17 protein-coding genes are annotated in these 17,774 nt (G+C 71.7%); 11 read left to right on the top strand and 6 right to left on the bottom strand.

The genetic code is table 11. The features are described 5' to 3' along the window. The 6 genes from mbhE to mnhG form a co-directional block, all read left to right on the top strand. Positions 1 to 1,491 (top strand): hydrogen gas-evolving membrane-bound hydrogenase subunit E (mbhE, locus tag JGS39_RS27715; RefSeq protein ID WP_219572332.1); only part of this gene is annotated, 1,491 nt, incomplete at its 5' end. Beyond that, a complete protein-coding gene (locus tag JGS39_RS27710) occupies positions 1,488 to 2,102 on the top strand; it encodes a Na(+)/H(+) antiporter subunit C (protein ID WP_219572331.1) in 615 nt (204 codons plus the stop codon). The genes mbhE and JGS39_RS27710, both read left to right, overlap by 4 nt. After that, a complete protein-coding gene (locus JGS39_RS27705) occupies positions 2,099 to 3,751 on the top strand; it encodes a Na+/H+ antiporter subunit D (RefSeq protein WP_219572330.1) in 1,653 nt (550 codons plus the stop codon). Before JGS39_RS27710 ends, JGS39_RS27705 begins: the two co-directional genes overlap by 4 nt. Next, positions 3,748 to 4,392, top strand: a complete 645-nt coding sequence (locus JGS39_RS27700; RefSeq protein WP_219572329.1) for a Na+/H+ antiporter subunit E — start codon at positions 3,748 to 3,750, stop codon at positions 4,390 to 4,392. Before JGS39_RS27705 ends, JGS39_RS27700 begins: the two co-directional genes overlap by 4 nt. Next, on the top strand, positions 4,389 to 4,724 hold the full coding sequence (locus tag JGS39_RS27695; protein ID WP_219572328.1) for an MrpF/PhaF family protein: 336 nt from the start codon (positions 4,389 to 4,391) through the stop codon (positions 4,722 to 4,724). The genes JGS39_RS27700 and JGS39_RS27695 overlap by 4 nt, the downstream gene beginning before the upstream one ends. Beyond that, entirely contained in the window at positions 4,721 to 5,074 is a 354-nt protein-coding gene (gene mnhG / locus JGS39_RS27690; RefSeq protein ID WP_148021421.1) for a monovalent cation/H(+) antiporter subunit G, read from the top strand. The genes JGS39_RS27695 and mnhG overlap by 4 nt, the downstream gene beginning before the upstream one ends. A 22-nt stretch (positions 5,075 to 5,096) precedes the next feature. Here the strand turns inward: mnhG and JGS39_RS27685 are convergent, their stop codons facing one another. Together JGS39_RS27685 and JGS39_RS27680 are read right to left on the bottom strand one after the other, a co-directional pair. Next, positions 5,097 to 5,597, bottom strand: coding sequence for a DUF6069 family protein (locus tag JGS39_RS27685; protein ID WP_219572327.1), 501 nt, complete (start codon positions 5,595 to 5,597; stop codon positions 5,097 to 5,099). A 122-nt stretch (positions 5,598 to 5,719) separates the two neighbouring features. Then, positions 5,720 to 7,813 carry a hypothetical protein gene (locus JGS39_RS27680; RefSeq protein ID WP_219572326.1) on the bottom strand — a complete coding sequence of 698 codons (2,094 nt, stop codon included), beginning with the start codon at positions 7,811 to 7,813 and terminating at the stop codon, positions 5,720 to 5,722. 281 nt (positions 7,814 to 8,094) lie between these two features. On the opposite strand from JGS39_RS27680, the gene JGS39_RS27675 reads away from it, so the two are divergent. The 3 genes from JGS39_RS27675 (at position 8,095) to JGS39_RS27665 (ending at position 11,671) form a co-directional block, all read left to right on the top strand. Then, positions 8,095 to 9,198, top strand: a complete 1,104-nt coding sequence (locus tag JGS39_RS27675) for a DmpA family aminopeptidase (protein ID WP_219572325.1) — start codon at positions 8,095 to 8,097, stop codon at positions 9,196 to 9,198. Between the two features lie 299 nt (positions 9,199 to 9,497). Continuing rightward, a complete protein-coding gene (locus JGS39_RS27670) occupies positions 9,498 to 10,415 on the top strand; it encodes an alpha/beta hydrolase (protein WP_219572324.1) in 918 nt (305 codons plus the stop codon). After that, a complete protein-coding gene (locus tag JGS39_RS27665) occupies positions 10,379 to 11,671 on the top strand; it encodes an MFS transporter (protein WP_219572323.1) in 1,293 nt (430 codons plus the stop codon). The genes JGS39_RS27670 and JGS39_RS27665 overlap by 37 nt, the downstream gene beginning before the upstream one ends. A 116-nt stretch (positions 11,672 to 11,787) precedes the next feature. Here the strand turns inward: JGS39_RS27665 and JGS39_RS27660 are convergent, their stop codons facing one another. After that, entirely contained in the window at positions 11,788 to 13,047 is a 1,260-nt protein-coding gene (locus tag JGS39_RS27660; protein WP_219572322.1) for an alpha/beta hydrolase family protein, read from the bottom strand. 36 nt (positions 13,048 to 13,083) lie between these two features. Here JGS39_RS27660 and JGS39_RS27655 point away from each other — a divergent pair, with 36 nt between their 5' ends. Together JGS39_RS27655 and JGS39_RS27650 are read left to right on the top strand one after the other, a co-directional pair. After that, complete coding sequence (locus tag JGS39_RS27655; protein ID WP_219572321.1) at positions 13,084 to 13,629, top strand: helix-turn-helix domain-containing protein; 546 nt, start codon at positions 13,084 to 13,086, stop codon at positions 13,627 to 13,629. Between the two features lie 227 nt (positions 13,630 to 13,856). After that, positions 13,857 to 14,285: a DUF6234 family protein gene (locus JGS39_RS27650; protein WP_219572320.1), complete on the top strand. Its 429-nt coding sequence runs from the start codon at positions 13,857 to 13,859 to the stop codon at positions 14,283 to 14,285. 112 nt (positions 14,286 to 14,397) lie between these two features. On the opposite strand, the gene JGS39_RS27645 is transcribed toward JGS39_RS27650, so the two are convergent. The 3 genes from JGS39_RS27645 to JGS39_RS27635 form a co-directional block, all read right to left on the bottom strand. Continuing rightward, entirely contained in the window at positions 14,398 to 15,186 is a 789-nt protein-coding gene (locus tag JGS39_RS27645) for an ABC transporter permease (RefSeq protein ID WP_219572319.1), read from the bottom strand. Beyond that, positions 15,183 to 16,190: an ATP-binding cassette domain-containing protein gene (locus tag JGS39_RS27640; RefSeq protein ID WP_219572318.1), complete on the bottom strand. Its 1,008-nt coding sequence runs from the start codon at positions 16,188 to 16,190 to the stop codon at positions 15,183 to 15,185. Before JGS39_RS27640 ends, JGS39_RS27645 begins: the two co-directional genes overlap by 4 nt. A 67-nt stretch (positions 16,191 to 16,257) precedes the next feature. Next, positions 16,258 to 17,103: a DUF4097 family beta strand repeat-containing protein gene (locus JGS39_RS27635; RefSeq protein WP_219572317.1), complete on the bottom strand. Its 846-nt coding sequence runs from the start codon at positions 17,101 to 17,103 to the stop codon at positions 16,258 to 16,260. Between the last annotated feature and the right edge of the window lie 671 nt (positions 17,104 to 17,774).

The raw sequence follows: 17,774 nt of genomic DNA, 5'->3' as shown, positions 1-17,774 counted from the left end.
GCGCCCGCCCACCCTTACCACCTCGCGCTCTGGCACGGCTGGGGCACCGCACTGCTGCTGTCGGCCGTCGCCACGGCGGGCGGTGCGGTGCTCTTCGCCGTGCGCGGCCCGGTTGTCAGGCTCTCCCGGCGGATCGCCTGGCCGACCGCGGACAGCGTCTTCGGCCATCTGCTGCTGGGCCTCGAACGGCTCTCGCTCCAGATCACCGGCTTCGTCCAGCGGGGCTCCCTGTCGGTCTACCTCGCCACCACCCTGCTCGTGATGCTCGCCGGCCAGCTCACCGTGCTCGGCGTCGACCGGCCCTGGCACGGAGCGGCGGCGCCGCGGCTCTGGGACGTACCGCTCCAGGGCGCAGTCGCGGCGCTGACCTGTGCGGCGGCGCTGTCCTGTCTGACCGTCAGACGGCGAATGAAGGCCGTGGTGCTGGCCGGGCTCACCGGATACGGGGCCGCGCTGCTCTTCGTCGTCCAGGGCGCACCGGACCTGGCGCTCACGCAGTTCTGCGTGGAGACCGTGTCGATGATCGTGTTCGTGCTGGTGCTGCGGCGGATGCCGGTGCACTTCCAGGAGTCGGTCAGCAGCTGGCGGCGGGCCGTCCGGATCCCGGTGGCGCTGGCAGCGGCGGCCACCCTGAGCGTCGTGGTGTGGGTCGCGGCGGCCGCGCGTACCGCGGAGCCCGCCGGAGCCGCCATGGTCGAGGAGACCGCGCACCACGGCCTCAAGGACGTGGTGGCCACCATCCTGGTGGACCTGCGGGCCTGGGACACGATGGGGGAGTCCGCCGTCCTGGCCGCCGCGGCGATCGGCGTGACGAGCCTGATCTACCTGCACCGCCGCGCCGAGGGCGACCCGGCGCCGCCCCCGGAGACGCGGCGGCACACCGCCTGGTCGGTGGCCGCGCCCCCGCTGACGGGAGTGCCGCACGGCGACGAAGGCGCCCCCGAGCGCAGCTGGCTGGCAGCCGGATCCACGCTCGCACCCGAGCACCGCTCACTCGTCTTCGAGGTCGTGGCACGGTTGCTGTTCCACCCGATCCTGGTGCTCTCGGTCTATCTGCTCTTCTGCGCCGAGAACATGCCGGGCGGCGGGTTCGTCGCCGGACTGGTCGCCGGGGTCGCGCTGATCACCCGCTATCTGGCGGGCGGCCGCTTCGAACTCGCCGAGGCCGCGCCCCTGCAGCCCGGGCTCTTCACCGGCCTCGGCCTGTTCCTGTCCAGCGGGGTGGCGCTGCTCGGCCTCGCGGACGGCACCGTCCTGCACGCCTGGACCCACCACGGCCACCTGCCGCTGATCGGCGACTACCACTTCGGTACTCCGGTGATCTTCGACTGCGGGGTCTATCTGCTGGTCCTGGGCGTGGTGCTGGACATCGTGCGGGCCCTCGGCGCCAAGGTCGACCGGCAGATCGAGCGGGCCGCAGCCGTACAGGCGACCACGACCGGACCGGCGCCCGGCCCGGCCGCTCCCGAGACGGGAGGCACCGCCCCGTGACCGTCAGCGCCTCGCTCCTCGCCACCGCCGCGGTCCTGTGCGCGGTCGGCGGCATCCTCATGCTCACCCGCCCCCTCACCCGGATCCTGCTGGGCGCGGTCATCGCGGGCAACGGCATCAACCTGCTCGTCCTGTCCGCCACCGGATCGGCCGGCCGTGAACCCCTCCTCTACGGCGTCGAACTGGGCCGGGTCACCGACCCGCTGCCCCAGGCCATCGCCCTCACCGCCATCGTCATCACGCTGGCCACCACCGCGTTCCTCCTTGCCATGGCCTACCGCAGCCACCAGCTGACCGGCACGGACGAGGTGCACGACGACGACGAGGACCGGCGCATCGTGCTGCGCGCCGAAGTGCTGGGCGAGCGCGACGAACTGCGCGAGCAGTACCGGGCCGAGGCCGAACCCAGCGCCGAGGCCCAGCGCCGCTACCGCGCGGAGCGCCGCCGTCTGCGGGCACGGCTGCGAGCCGACCGCGCCCTCCAGGCCCGCGGCCGGGATGCGAGCGGGGACCTGTGGCACGACGTCCTGGGCGCGGACGCGGAGGACTACGCGGCCGGGCGGCCCACGGAGCGGCCCGAACCCCCCACGAACCGAGGAGACACCGGGTGAACGCACTCGTCCCGCTGCCGGTGCTGCTGCCGCTCTGCGCCACCGGACTGAGCCTCGCCTTCGGTACCCGGCTCAAACAGTTCCAGCGCTTCATCAGCGTCGCCGTCCTCACCGCCGTACTGGGGCTCTCGGTCGCCCTGATGATCGCCGCCGACATGAACGGCCCGCTCAGCGTGCATCTCGGCGACTTCGCACCGCCGCTCGGCATCACCCTGGTGGCCGACCGGCTCTCCGGGCTGATGCTGACCGTCTCCTCGGCCGTCACCCTCTGCGTCCTCGTCTACTCCCTGGGCCAGGGCATGGCCGACCGGGACGAGGAGACACCGGTCGCGGTGTTCCACCCCGCCTACCTCATCCTCGTCGCCGGGGTCTCCTGCACCTTCCTCGCCGGCGACCTCGTCAACCTGTACGTCGGCTTCGAGATCATGCTGGTCGCCAGCTTCGTCCTGCTCACGCTCGGCGGCACCGGCCCCCGGATCCGGGCGGGCTCCACGTACGTGATCATCTCGCTGTTCTCCTCGATGCTCTTCCTCACCGCCATCGCCATGACGTACGCGGCCACCGGCACCGCCAACTTCGCCCAGCTGGCCGGCCGGCTCGCCGAACTCCCGCTGGGCGTCCAGACGCTGATCCAGGGGATGCTGCTGACCGTCTTCGCCATCAAGGCCGCCGTCTTCCCTCTCGCGGCCTGGCTCCCCGACTCCTACCCGACCGCGCCGGCCCCCGTCACCGCCGTCTTCGCCGGACTCCTCACCAAGGTCGGCGTCTACTGCATGCTGCGCACCGAGACCCTGCTCTTCCCCGGCAACCGGCTCGGCGACCTGCTGATGGCCGCGGCGCTGGCCTCGATGGTCGTCGGCATCCTCGGCGCCGTCGCCCAGACCGACCTGAAGAGGCTGCTCTCCTTCACCCTCATCAGCCACATCGGCTACATGGTCTTCGGCATCGGCCTCGCCACCCGGGAGGCGTACGGCGGCGCGATCGTCTACGTCGTCCACCACATCACCGTCCAGACCACGCTGTTCCTGGTGGCCGGACTGATCGAGCGGCGGGGCGGCACCACCGAGCTGACCCGGCTCGGCGGCATCGCCAAGGCCGCCCCGGTGCTCGCCGTCCTCTTCTTCGTACCCGCGATGAACCTGGCCGGCATTCCGCCGCTCTCCGGCTTCATCGGCAAGCTCGGACTCATGCGCGCCGGTGTCGCCGACGGCAGTGTCTGGGCCTGGATCCTCGTCATCGGGTCTACGGCGACGAGCCTGCTCACGCTGTACGTGATGGCCAAGGTCTGGAACCTGGCGTTCTGGCGGGCGGCGCCTCCCGGCCAGGCCGCGGACGGCACGGTCCTGGAGTCCGACGACGACAGCGACGACGACACCGACGAGGGCCCCGACCGGATGCCCGGTACCGGGGACGAAGGGGTACGCCCCCGCCACGAGCCGGCCGGGCGCGCGGTCGCGGCCACGCTGCACGGCCATGCCGTCACGACCACGACCAGGCTCCCGCGACTGATGACCTGGGCCACCGCGGCGACCGTCGCACTCGGCCTCGCCTACACCGTGTTCGCCGGGCCGCTGACCGCGTACACCGACCGCTCGGCCGCCGAGCTCATCGCGCGCGTCCCCTACGTCGAGGCGGTGCTCGGCCGGTGAAACGCCTGATCACGTTCCCCTACCGGAACAAGAACCTGCCCCCGTTCAGCTGCGAGTTCGGCGGTCGGCGGCCACGTGTGATCGACCTCCCGCTGATCGCCTGGCTCACCGTCATCTGGGTGATGCTCTGGTCCAGCCTGAACTGGGCCAACGTGCTGACCGGAGTCGTGGTCGCGGTGGCCGTCTGCCTGGCGTTCCCACTGCCGCAGGTCGATCTGGGGCTGCGGCTGCACCCCTGGGGCATCCTGCGGCTGGTCACCTATCTGCTCTACGACATGTACACCTCCGGCGTGAAGGTCACCCGGCAGATCTTCGCCGACCGCCCGCACCGGGCCGCCGTCATCGCCGTCCCGCTGCGCTGCCGATCGGACCTGATGCTCACCGCGACCGCCGTCGCGGTGTCGAACGTGCCGGGCGGATCGATCGTCGAGGTGCGCCGCGCCACCGCCACCGTCTTCGTACACGTCCTCGACGCGGACCGGCCGGCCGAACTGGACGCGGCCCGGCGTTCCGTCTGGCGCATGGAGGAGCTGACGGTCCGGGCCTTCGGCACCCGTGACGAGATCGACCGCGTCGCCGGCCCGCCGCCACCCGCACCGCACACCGGCGAGCGGCCGGGAGACCAGGAGGAGGGCGCATGAGTGTGCCGGAGACCGTCGACCGGGTGCTGCTGAGCGCATCCGTCGTCCTGATCGTCGTCGCCGGAGCGGGCCTGCTGTTCCGTATCTGGCGCGGCCCCTCGATGCTGGACAGGGCGCTCTCGCTCGATGTCTGCGCCGCCCTCATCATCTGCGGGCTCGGCGCCAAGTCGGCCTTCGCCCGGGATCCGTTCTACTTCCCGATCATGCTGGTGCTGGCCTTCCTCGGCTTCACCGGTTCGGTCGGCATCGCCCGCTTCATCGCGGTGCGCGACCGCCCGCCGGGCCGCGCGCGTACCGACGGCGAGCCGAGGACCGGAAAGGAGGCACCATGAGCAGCTGGCTCCAGATCGTGGACACGGCGGGTGCGGTCCTGCTGCTGATCGGCGCGGCCATCTGTCTGCTCGGCGTGATCGGCATGCTGCGGCTGCCGGACGTCCTGTCCCGCAGCCACGCCGCGACCAAGCCGCAGTCACTCGGCATGCTGCTGGTGCTGGCCGGAGTCGCGCTGCGGCTGCGCAGCGGCATGGACCTCGCGACACTGGCGCTGATCGGCTTCTTCCAGCTGATGACCGGTCCGGTGGCCGCACACCTGGTCGCGCGCTCCGCGTACCGCACGGGCCAGATCGACCACGGCGAGCTGCTCTTCGACGAACTGGACGAGCAGCTCACCGAGGAGAGCTGAGGCGGAGCCACCCCGCTCGCGGTCAGAAGTCCTGGCGCGTCGCGCTGCGGCCGGCGGCGGACAAAAGGGAACCGATGGCGATCCCGATGACGAGATACAGCGCCGCCGAGCCGATCCTGGCATCGAGCGGGGCGGACGTGGTGAAGGGCAGCAGCACCATGACGGCGGTGGCGAGCGTGACGATCCACACGAAGAAGGTGCCCGGCTGCGGCGTCGCCAGCATCAGCAGGTGCAGCAGGGCCGTGGCCACCAGAGCGGCGAACGCCGCTCCCATGGCCAGCACCCCCGTCGACGCGTCGCCCATCGCACCGTCACCCTCCGGCGCGAACACCGGGATCCCGAGCACGCCACGGATCAACAGCAGCCCGACGACCGCGGTGAGCGCGGCGACCAGGGCCGTCATCGCGCCGCCCGCCCACAGCCGCCCCGCGTCGACGCGGGGGACCTGGGCCCGCGGCCGGTGCTGCGGCGGTACGTATCCGGTCTGCTGCGGCTGCCAGTCGTAACCGTCCTGTGGGTCCATGACCGGACCTCTCCCCTCGATCGACCGAATCCCGATCGTCGGACGGCCGGGGCGCGGATGCGACCGGGCACGGTCCGAACGGGTGAGACCGGCGGGTGTGACCGGTGGGGGGTGACGGCGGCTCAGGAGCCCGCCCCGCGCGGCTGCCGGTCCTCGGGGCCGGCCGTCAGGACCGACTCGATCGTGCCTTCCTGCAGCGGGTCCGGGGACTGGGCGGCAAGCCGTGCGTACAGGCGGTGCCAGGCCGCTTCGTCATCCACCGGAAGATGACGGCGCACCAGCACCGCGACACGGGCCAGGGCTTCGGCCACCGCCCCGGGCGCGTCCGCCCGGTGCCGGGCATCGCCCAGGTACTGCAGGACGCACGGGCCCTGGCCCGCGACACGGACCAGGTCGTCGGCGGTGATCACGCCCTCGACCAGCATCCGGTCGAGCAGGTCGACGTGCCCGTCGGGCGTGCTTCCGTAACGGATGCCGTTCCGGAGGATTCCGCGGGCGACCACCGGGTCGTCGCTCCGGCAGACGGTCCGGCCGCGCTGGTGGTCCTGGGCAGCCGCGTCGGTATGCCTGGCCAGGACCTCCGGGGGCGTCGACGGGCGGTTGACGATCTGGGCCCAGTGCGCGAACGGCTCGCGCGCGTGCTCCGCCTCCAGATACGGCCAGTCGGCACCCCAGCCGTCGAAGAGCAGCATCAGCTGCGCCGTGTCCGTGGCACCGGAACTCCGGCTCACCCGGCGCAGCCGCGCCGCCAGCTTCGGCGTGGTGAACTCCCGCTGCGCACGCGTGCGGAGGGCGGCCGCGGGGTCGGGGGCAGCGAGCGCCTTGGCGCAGATACGGCTGACGGCGGGGGAGACCCGGCCCGTGGCCAGGAGCGCGGTCAGCCGGGCGGGACCGCCCGCGCGCAGCAGGGCCAGACAGCCCGTCAGGTGTTCCTGGACCTTGAACTTCTTCTGGCCGTGCCCGGCGAACGCCGCCTCGACCAGCTCCGGTTCCCGCGCCTGGAGGCATTCGTGGTGGACGAGGGAGAGGATCTCCGAAACCCGCGGCGCGAGATCCACCGCCGGGTCGGTGAGCGCCTGGTGCCGCTGGTCCGGGGCGACCCGGGCCCAGGTGTTCACCACGCTCAGATGGATGTCCTGGTCGCCCCGCGCGAGCAGGCGCTCGGCGGTCCGTCCGTCCAGATCCATCCCGCGGGCCAGGACGAGCAGCGCCTCGCGGTCACCGGCGTCCATCAGATGCCGCAGCACCCCGGGAGGCGTGCCGTGGCGGACGGCGACCACGTACTGGGCGAGCAGCACGCCCGTGCCTTCGGGCAGCGCGGGCATGACGAGGTCGAGGACCGCGCTCTCCGTCCGCCGCAGCACCTCGCCGGACGGCCACCACCACGTCGCGTCGAACAACTCGTCGGCCGCCGGCTTCCTGCGGCCCCGGCGCACGTAGGTCCGCGGGTCCTCCAGGTCGCGCGTGGGCAGCAGGATGCCGGGATCGGGCTCGACGGACCCGGCCAGTTCGAGCAGCTGCGGCCACGTGATGTCCGGCCGGTCCGACGTGGGGCGGCACGTCCGTTCCACCGCTGTCAGAAGCCTGAGCCAGGCCTGCGGATCGGTGCCCAGCACACCGGTCAGCAAGGTCCGCAGCTCGCGCTCGATGGCGTGACGGACACGGCTCACCTGCCATTTCACCCGGACCGGCATCGACAGACGGGCCGGCAGCACCTCCAGGACTTCGGCCGCCGTGACGATGCCGCCCAGGTAGAACGGGGAGAGCCAGGTCGCGATGGCGGCGGCCTTCCTGCTGCCGGTCAGGCCGCGGCTCGTGCGGTCCGTCTCGAACCGCAGCTGCTCCAGGACCTCCGCCCGGTCCGGTATGCGTTCCGGGCGCGGGCCGCGTGGATCGCGCTCGGGGAAGCCGCAGGCCGCCCAGGACTCCGTCAGCCAGTCGGGGCATCCGGTGGCCGCCGGCCAGTGGGTGCGGTGCGTGGCACCGAGGAACCGGACGACCTCCGGCTCGCGGGGGGCCGGCGCCCGGCCCCCACCTCCTTCCGCCGCCAGGCGGCGCAGCAGATCGATCGCCGCGACGGCCGAGCGCTCGGCCGACCGGAACGGCGCCCAGTGCACCTGACCCCGGGTCCGGGCCGTGTGCCCCGCGTCCGCGGCAGCCACCGGCCGCCCCGTGCCGCCGCTGTCCGTGTCCGTCACTGCCCCCGTTGTCGTCATGGAGGAAGTTCAGCACATGGCTGCGACAACGCCGTGCGGATCCGGGACGCAACGGCGCCGGCCCGGTCAAAGGACCTGGTTCCACAGGACGTTGGAGAGGCGAAGCCCCTGCCGGCCTGCCCCCGCAGGAGCCACGGCAAGGCGACCGCCGGCCCCGACGCGTACGAGAAGGCCTGACGTACGGGCCCCCGGCCCTCGATGCTCCCGGCCGCGCAGGGCCACGTAACGTCTGGCCGCGTGAGTGACGACGCACCCAGGAGGAATCAGTGGACGACCACCGCATGAGGGCACGTGAGCTGGGCATACCGCTGAACGGCGAACCGGGGCCGTGGAACGCGATCACGGACGTTCCCGGCATCGAGGTCGGGTACGTGACCCTCTGCGAGGGCGACGACGTACGCACCGGCGTCACCGCGCTCCTCCCGCGCGGCAGGGACGGAGTGGGCATGCCCTGCGCGGCCGGCCTGCACTCGTTCAACGGCAACGGCGAGATGACCGGCACCGCCTGGATCGAGGAGAGCGGGTCCCTCGCCGTCCCGGTGCTCATCACCAACACCTACGCGGTCGGCCCGGTGCACCGCGGCGTCGTCGAGTGGGTGCGCGCCAACCGCCGCGACATGGCGCCCGAATGGCTGCTGCCGGTGGTCACCGAGACCTGGGACGGCCACCTCAACGACATCCACGGCTCGGCCGTGGAGTCGCGCCACGCGGCCGCCGCCATCGAGGCGGCGGCCTCGGGACCGGTCGAGGAGGGATGCGTCGGCGGCGGTACGGGCATGCGCTGCTACGGCTTCAAGGGCGGCTCGGGCACCGCATCGCGAGTGGTGGAGTACGGCGAGGACCGGTACACCGTGGGCGCCTTCGTGCAGGCCAACTTCGGCGCGCGGCGCGAACTGGTGGTGGCCGGCGTCCCGGTGGGCCGCGAACTGCCCGACGGGCCCGGGCCCGGGGCCGAGCCCGACGGCGAGCGCCAGGTCCCGCCCGGGGCGGGCTCGGTGATCGTGGTGGTGGCCACGGACGCACCCCTGCTGCCCGGCCAGTGCGAGGCGCTGGCCCGGCGGGCGACCCTGGGCCTCGCCCGTACCGGCACCACCGGCAGCCACTTCTCCGGCGATATCTTCCTGGCCTTCTCCACGGCCAACGAAGGTACCCTGACCAGCACGTTCCCGGAGGACGACGGCAGCGCCCCGTACGAGTCGATGCGCTTCGTGCCGTGGGGCCGGATGGACCCCTTCTACGGTGCGGTGGTCGAGTCGGTGGAGGAGGCGGTCCTCAACGTGCTCACGGGCGCGCACGCGATGACCGGCCGGGCCGGCCATCACGTGCCGGCGCTGCCGCTGGACCAGGTCTCCGCACTGCTGACCGCGCGGGGCGCGGTGACGTAGGGCCTCCTGTCCGGATCACGCCGGGCAGCCGGCCGCGACGCCGAACATTCCCGTCACCCGTGCGGGCGAAGCCCCCGTGCCCCGCCCGCACGGGCTGTGCGCCCCCTGCCGCGGAGGGGCGCAAACCCTCCGCGGCCCGTCCCTGCCCGGCTCCTGGCCCGCGCCCGTGCGTTCCCCGACGCCGGGGAGACGGAGTTCCGAAGGCTCCCTGCCCCGGGACGCCTTCTCCCGTTCCGCGGCCGCCCCCGATGCTGGAAGGACAGTGCCCGAGGCGGGCGGAAGAGAAACGGGAACGCGTGATGCTGACGGTGACGGCACACTCCGAGCGGGAAACACCAGCCTCCGGCGGTCTGTCGGCGGGAGTCCGCAGGATCACCCTCGACGCGGCCGGGGTCCCCCTGTCCGCGCTGCTGAGCGAACCCGACGAGGGACGTCCGCCGCGCGCGACCGTCGTCGCCCTGCACGGCGGCGGGATGAGCGCCGGGTACTTCGACGGGCAGGCGCATCCGGACGTCTCCCTGCTGACGCTCGGCGCCCGCCTCGGCTACGCCGTGCTCGCGCTCGACCGGCCCGGCTACGGCGCCTCGGCCCCGCACCTGCCCACCGGGCAGCACCTCCTGGACCAGGCGGCGACGGTCCGCTCCGCGCTCGCGGACGCCCAGGCCCACCACGTCTCCGGCCCCCTGTTCCTGCTCGCCCACTCCTTCGGCGGCAAACTCGCCCTCGCCCTCGCCGCGGACGCACCGCCCGACGCCTTCCTCGGCCTGGACATCTCCGGCTGCGGACACCGGCCCGCCGCCTCCGTGGCGCTTCTGGGACCCGGGGAACGTACCGGACTGCGCCGGCTCAACTGGGGCCCGCTGGGGCATTACCCGGACGGGACCTTCCGCGAGGCCGGGGCAGTCGTCGCCCCCATGCCGGGCCAGGAGATCGAATCGGCGCAGGAGTGGGCCGCGCTGTCCACCCGTCTGCTGCCGTGCGTACGGGTGCCGGTGCGCTTCACCTTCGCCGAGCACGAGGCCTGGTGGTGCCAGAGCGACGCCGATCTCGCCGATCTCGCCGCACAGCTCTCGGCGGCACCCCGTGTCCTCCTCGACCGGCTCTCCGGAGCCGGGCACAACATCAGTCTCGGCCGGGCCGCCAGGGCGTACCACCTGCGGGCCCTGGCCTTCCTCGACGAATGCCTCGACGACGGCGCGCCCTCCGCCGCACGGTGACCGCCGACGCCCGGGCCCGGCCCTTCCGGGCCCTCGGGATCCACAACTTCCGGCAGTTCGCGGCAGGACAGGTGGTCTCGGCCGCGGGCACCTGGATGATGGTGGTCGCCCAGGACTGGCTCGTCCTGGAACTGACCGGGAACTCGGCGACGGCCCTCGGCACCGTCACCGCCCTTCAGTTCACTCCGATGCTCCTCCTCACACTCCACGGCGGAAGGCTGGCCGACCGGTACGACAAGCGGATGCTGCTGCTGGCCGCCAACGTCCTGTCGGGCCTGCTCGCGCTCCTCCTGGCCACGTTCGTCCTCACCGGGACGGCCGGGCTGGGGGAGGTCCACGTCTTCGCGTTCTGCCTCGGACTGGTCAACGCGGTCGAGGTCCCCACCCGGATGGCCTTCGTCGGTGAGCTGGTGCCCGTCGAGCTCCTGCCCAATGCCTCGGCCCTGAGCGCCGCCTACTTCAGCGTCGCCCGTGTCGTCGGCCCCGCCGCGGCCGGCCTGCTCCTCACGCTGCTCGGGACCGGCTGGGTCATGGTCGTCAACGCGTTCAGCTACCTCGCCACCGTCCTCGCGCTGCGCCGGATCCGCCCCGACGAGCTCTACCGCACGACGCGTGCGGCGGGGCGTGCGCGTGTCACCGACGGTCTGCGGTACGTACGCCGGCGGCCCGATCTCATGATCCCGTTCGCCATGATCGCCGGAATCGGCCTGTTCGGCCTCAACTTCCAGCTCACGCTGCCGCTCCTCGCCAGGACGGTGTTCCACACCGACGCCTCCTCCTTCGGCCTGCTCGCCGCGGTCTTCGCGGCGGGCTCGCTCGCCGCCGCGTTCCTCACCACGGCCCGCACCGCGCGGCCCTCGGCCCGGCTGGTGACCGTGTCGGCCCTCGTTCTCGGGGCACTGGAGACCATCGTCGGATGGGCTCCGTCCTACCCGGCCGCCCTGGTCCTGCTCTTCCTGACCGGCGGTGCCTGCGTCTACTTCGCCCAGGCGGTCAACCACCGCATCCAGCTGGGCAGCGACCCCCTCTACCGGGGCCGGGTCCTCGCGCTGTACACCCTCGTCCTCCAGGGCTCCACGCCGCTCGGCGCCCTCGTCGTCGGGCACCTCGCCGAGACCCGGGGCGTCCGGAGCGCGTTCGTCGTCGGTGGGCTGGCCTCACTCGGTACGGCCCTCGCCGCCCTCTGCCTGCGCGCGGGCCGCAGCGGGCCCGTCCCCGCCGATGACGGGCCGGCGAACCGGGTGACCTCCCGGTAGGCCGGGCGCCGCGGCGCCAGGACCGCTCGCCGCGCCATGACAACAGGAGGCGGTGCGCCAGGACCGCTTGCCTTGCCCCTCACGACAGGAGACGGCGCGCCAGGACCGCTCCGTGTCTACCGCCGCGCCAGCCAGGACGCGATCTCGCCCACCACCGAGGCGTCGACGTGGTCCGGCCGGGTGTACTCGGCAGGGGTGGACGGATCCCGGCCGCTGAAGAAGAAGTGGTTGGCGTCCGGGTGGACCCGGACGGCCACCTCGGGCCGGTCCGCCAGAGCGCGCTGCCATCGCGTCAGGTCGTCGGCGACCGTCACCTGGTAGTCCCGACCGCCCTGCAGAATCAGCATCGGGCACGTAAGTCCGGCAGCCGTCGCCACCGGATCGTAGGCGCGCAGGTCGAGCCAGTACGCTGCGGAGAGCCCGAAGGGCAACAGCTCCGACGGGGTGCCGGGAACGAGTTCGGGGCCCGCTACGAGCGCTGCCTGCCGGGTCAGCGCCGCCACCGCCTCGTCCGCGTCCGGGCCAGGGGTGCGCGCGGCGAGATGGCGTACGACGCGTACGGCCGCCTCATGCATCGGCTGGGCGTCCGCCGCGAGGAGCACCAGGCCGGCGATCGACGGATCGGCGGCGGCGGCCCGGGGCGCGACCTTGCCGCCCATGCTGTGACCGAGGAGGTGGACGCGGTCCGAGTCCACCTCCTGCCGCTCCCGGAGGAGCCGGACGGCATCGAGAGCGTACGGCAGGTACTCGTCGGCCATCGTGAATCCCGAGGGCAGGCTGCCGGGCTGTGTGAAGGTGATCTTGTCGAACCGCAGCACGGCCACCTGCTGCGAGGCGAGTCCCCAAGCAAGGTCCTTGAGCGGCTTGTTGGGGCCGACGCTCTCGTCCCGGTCGAACGCGCCGCCACCCCCGAGCAGAACCACGGCGGGCCACGGGCCGGTGCCGACGGGCATGCTCAGCGTTCCCGGCACGGCGAGCGGACCATGGCCGACCACGATGTCCTGTTCGGTGAAGCGCTCCGGCTCCGCGTACCGCGGTGGCCGCCAGCTACCGCCATCCGCTTCGAACCGCAGCCCGTGGAGCAGTCCGTCGTCGCCCACCGACGTGACCACGGTGAAGCCTCCGTCGGCACACTTCACCGGGATACGTACGCGCACCGGGGAGGTGTCTCCGTCCGCCCGCGAAGGCTCCCCGATCACCGGTTCCCCGCCCCGTCCGGCCGCCTCGGCCGTCCACGCGAGCCGCAGCGCGTCCGAGGACACGGCACCGCGCAGCGCAGGCGTGAAGAACTCGACGATCTCGGCGAAACGCTCCGCCCGCAGGAGCGTGGCGAATCGCTGAACCCTGGCGAGCGCGTTGTCTTCATCCGTTCGCATGGTTGAGAAAGGTATCAGTCATGAGAAGGTGTGGGTATGGACTCCCTGGAGCTGCTCGCCCACCCCATCCGGCTGCGGATCGTTCACGCGATGGGCGGCGGACGGGTGATGACGACCACTCAGCTCTGTGCCCGGATCCCCGAAGCCTCCAAGGCCACCGTGTACCGCCATATCGACCTGCTGGCGACGGGCGGGATCCTGGAGGTGGCCGAGGAGCGCAGGGTGCGAGGTGCGGTCCAGCGTCACTATCGGTTGCGCCGGGACCGGGCTGTGATCGGCCCCGACTCGATCCGCGACCTCACCCCCGACGACCACCGGCAGGCTTTCGCCACCGCGATGACGGCGCTGCTGGCCGAGTTCAACGGCTATCTCGACCGTGACGGGGCCGACCCTGTGGCCGACCAGGTGGGTTACCGGCAGCATGCACTCTGGCTCAGCCCGGGAGAGCTCGACGAACTCATCACCGGACTGCGCGCGGCCATCGCGCCGAAACTGTCCAACCGGCCGACCTCTGAGCGGACGCAGTACCTGCTGAGCCCGATCCACTTCCCGGTGGAGGGGCCTCAACGAGCAGCCGAGTAGCACCTTTTGGTTCGGCAGGGAGCGAACGCCGGGTCAGCGGGCCATCTGCTGGTCCATCTCCCGGGTAGAAGATCGCGCGGTCGGCAGGCATCTCGATATGGCGGAAACGGGCCCCAAGTGTGGTGACCCCGAGGCTCGTTGACAGTGCCTGAGCCTCGCGAAGGCGGTCATGTCGAATGAGTGTGCGTACTCATGCCCGCCGGTGGCCGGTTCGGCAGCATGAGTGCATGACTCATGAGCTTCGCGCGCGTCTGTCCCGACGCAGATGGCCTTGGTCGAACACCACGTCCCGCGGCTCGGACATCGCCACCGCCGCCATGCTGCTCATCGTCGAGGTCCTGGTCTTCGGGTGGACGATGTTCGGCTACGGGATGGACGGGTGGGCCGCGCAGGGGAACCGGGAGGAGATCGACGAGGCGGACCTGGCGAGCATCGCGTTCATGCAGCACTTCCTCATCGCCGTGGCCGTCCTCTTCGTGCTCGCGGCGCTGTCTCGCTCCCCGTGGACAGCGGTCCTGCAGCTCCTGACCGTCGGCGCCGTGGCGATGACGCTCGTCCTCGGTCAGCACGAGTACGAACTGTCGCACCCGGACCCCGCGCCCACCCCGAGCGCCGGCTACTCGCCCTGCTACAGCGGCAGCGGACGATGCAACTGATCGGCTGGACTGCCACGGGCGATGTCCCAGCCCGACGGGGCGGCCTACGCCGACGTGGTGTCGGAGTACGCCGCCCCGGGGGCGGGAGAAGACTTCGAGCCGCTGACCGGAACTACTTCGGGTCGTTGTTGAACTTGGCGGTGGACCAGAGGTAGCCGAGGACGGTGAGGGCGAGGCACCAGGCGAGGGCGAGCCAGCCGTTGTGGCCGATCTCGGTGCCGAGGAGGAGGCCGCGGAGGGTTTCGATGGCGGGGGTGAAGGGCTGGTACTCGGCGAAGGGCCGGAACCAGCCGGGCATGGTCTCGACGGGGATGAAGGCGCTGGAGAGGAGGGGGAGCAGGATCATGGGGAGTGCGTTGTTGCTGGCGGCTTCGGGGCTGGGACTGATGAGGCCCATGCCGACGGCGATCCAGGTGAACGCGGTGGCGAAGAGGGCGAGGAGCCCGAGGGCGGCGAGCCATTCCAGGGGGGTGGCGTCGGTGGAGCGGAAGCCGATGGCGACGGCGACGGCGCCGACGAGGACGACGCTGGCGATGCATTGCAGGACGCTGCCGACGACGTGTCCGACGAGGACGGAGCCGCGGTGGATGGCCATGGTGCGGAAGCGGGCGATGATGCCTTCGGTCATGTCGTTGGAGACCGAGACGGCGGTGCCGATGGTGGTGGAGCCGATGGTCATGAGGATCAGGCCGGGGACGATATAGGCGATGTAGTCGGCGCGGTTGGCGTTGCCGCCGATGCCGGCGCTCATGACGTCGCCGAAGATGTAGACGAAGAGCAGGAGCAGCATGATCGGGGTGAGCAGGAGGTTGAGGGTGAGGGAGGGGTAGCGGCGGGCGTGCAGGAGGTTGCGGCGGAGCATGGTGTTCGAGTCGCGGACGGCGAGGGCGATGGCGCTCATCGGACTGTCTCCTTGGACTGGTGGGGCTGGGCCGGCTGGTCGTTGCCTGTCAGGGCGAAGAACACGTCGTCGAGGTCCGGGGTGTGGACGGTGAGTTCGTCCGCCTCGATGCCGGCCGAGTCCAGCCAGTCGAGGATGGAGCGCAGTTCGCGCTGGCTGCCGTCGCTGGGGATCTGGAGTGCGAGGGCGTCGTCGTCCCGGCTGACCTCCTCCAGAGCGGATGCTGCGGAGTGGTAGGCGGCGGGGTCGGTGAAGCGGAGGCGGACGTGGCCGCCCGGGATGAGGCGTTTGAGTTCGTCGGCGGTGCCTTCGGCGGCGATCCTTCCGTTGTTCAGCACGGCGATGCGGTCGGCGAGTTCGTCTGCTTCGTCGAGGTACTGGGTGGTGAGGAAGACGGTGACGCCGCTGGTGACGAGGGTGCGGATGATGCCCCACATGGTGTGGCGGGAGCGGGGGTCGAGGCCGGTGGTCGGCTCGTCGAGGAAGATGATCCGGGGGTTGCCGACGAGGGTCATGGCGATGTCGAGGCGGCGTTTCATGCCGCCGGAGTAGGTGGAGGCGGGCCTCGACGCGGCGTCGGTCAGGTCGAAGCGTTCCAGCAGCTCGGCGGCGACCCGTCGTCCCTCCTGCTTGGAGAGGTGGTGCAGGTCTGCCATGAGGAGCATGTTCTCCTCGCCGGTGATCAGGCCGTCGACGGCGGAGAACTGTCCGGTGACACCGATCGCCGCGCGTACCGCCTGCGGGTCGGTGGTCAGGTCGTGGCCGTCGACGTGGAGGTCGCCGGCGTCGGCGGTGACGAGGGTGGAGAGGATCTTCACCGCGGTGGTCTTGCCGGCGCCGTTCGGGCCGAGCAGTGCGAACACGGTGCCTGCGGGGATACGGAGGTCGATCCCGTCGAGGACGACCTTGTCCCCGTAGGACTTGCGCAGACCGATGGCGGAGACGGCGTCCGGCAACGACCGGCCGTCACTCTTCCTGGATGTGGGCATGACAGATGAAGGCATGGAGCCCTCCCGTTCGAAGGCTGAAGGTGGATGGGGCTGAGCGAGCTGAGGGCTGCTGCTGTGGGGGTCAGGCCTTGGCGCGGCGGATGTCGATGTTGCCGAAGCGGGTGCGGGCGCGGATGCTGACGGTGTCGTCGGTCTTCGCGGGGGTCTCGGAGGCGGTGAGGGTGTTGCGCACCTGGCCGGAACCGGAGTTGACGTCGAGCCAGGCGGCCGTGCCCTCGCGGACGCCGACCTCGATGGCTCCGTAGCTCGTCTCCAACTGGACGGATCCGCGAGCGACTTCGGCGACGCGCAGGGTTCCGTGGGCGGTGGTGGCCGTGACCGAGTTTTCGGCCCGGGTGATGTCGATGTCACCGTTGGAGCCGCTCACCCGCAGCTCGCCGGTGGCGGCGCCGACCGTCGTGGTGCCGTGCGAGTTCTTCAGGACGGCGGGTCCGTCGACGAGACCGACGCGCAGGCTGCCGGAGCTGGTGGTGATCTCGGCCTTGCCCTCGACATGGTCCACGGTGATCGAGCCGTGCGACGCGGTCAGGTGCAGCGGGCCGGTCGAGTCGAGGCGGACATCCCCGGACGAGGTCTTCACGCGGACCTCGCCGAGCCGGCCCTCGCCGAGCACCTGGGCCCAGGCCCCGGTCACGTCGATGCGCGATCCGGTGGGCAGCTCGACCGTCACGTCGACCGTGCCGGTGCGGCCGATCAGGTAGCGCTGCTTGGGCGTCCGGACGGTCAGTACGCCGGCCGAGTACGTGACCTCGGTCTGCTCGGCCGCCCGGATGTCCTGGTCCTTCTTCGGGTCGCGGGGCCGCGCCTCGACGACGGTGTCGGGGCGGTCGCCCGCGGTGAACTGGATGGAACCGGCCTCCACGTGAGCGGTGACCGAGATCGGTTCGGAGGTGTCGAAAGAAGGCATGGCTGTCCCGTCCTCTTGGCTCTTGGCGGCGTCCCCGCTGGTGGGACGTGGTGTGGGTGAAGTGGTGCGGGTGGCTGGGGGGCTAGCGCACCCAGCCCGTGTAGCCCTGTCCGAGCGTCTGGCTCTTCTCTGCCGTACGCGGTGCGGGGTGTCGACATACGGGGTGAGGTCCATGACGCCATGATGGCACCATGATGGCGCCACGCGCAAGCCGTATGGCGTCATTCTTGGATGCGTGTCGGCGAGATCGCTTCTGACCTGGGTAGATGCGTCGTCATTTGACTGTGTGGGTGGCGTGTCGTGTGTGTCTGCATGTTTCCTCGCGTACTGCTTGGCGCTTCATGGCGCCTCGTGGTGCCTCGTGGTGCCACCTGGTGTCACGTGATGCCACGTCGTGCCACCGGCCGAGCCGGGGGAGGGCCGCCACCGGCAGGCGACGTCAATCGCGCGTCAAGGGTCGGCCACCCGGGATCAAGAGTCCGCCAACGGGCATGTCCGGTCCGGCGGGGACAGGCATAGCGTCACTGGCATGCCCCGGCCGCTCAGGAGCCCGGGCGTCCCACCCGTCCCCCCGTCCCCCAGTCTCACGAGGAGCGTCATGAACGACCGTCAGTGCGCCGAGGACCCCGACCCCCTTCATGCGCACCGGGCCGGAGCGCTGTTCGTTCCGG

It is taken from the genome of Streptomyces poriferorum (genome assembly GCF_019399235.1).
GTDB lineage: Bacteria > Actinomycetota > Actinomycetes > Streptomycetales > Streptomycetaceae > Streptomyces > Streptomyces poriferorum.
This window is presented reverse-complemented; position numbering and strand designations above follow the sequence as displayed.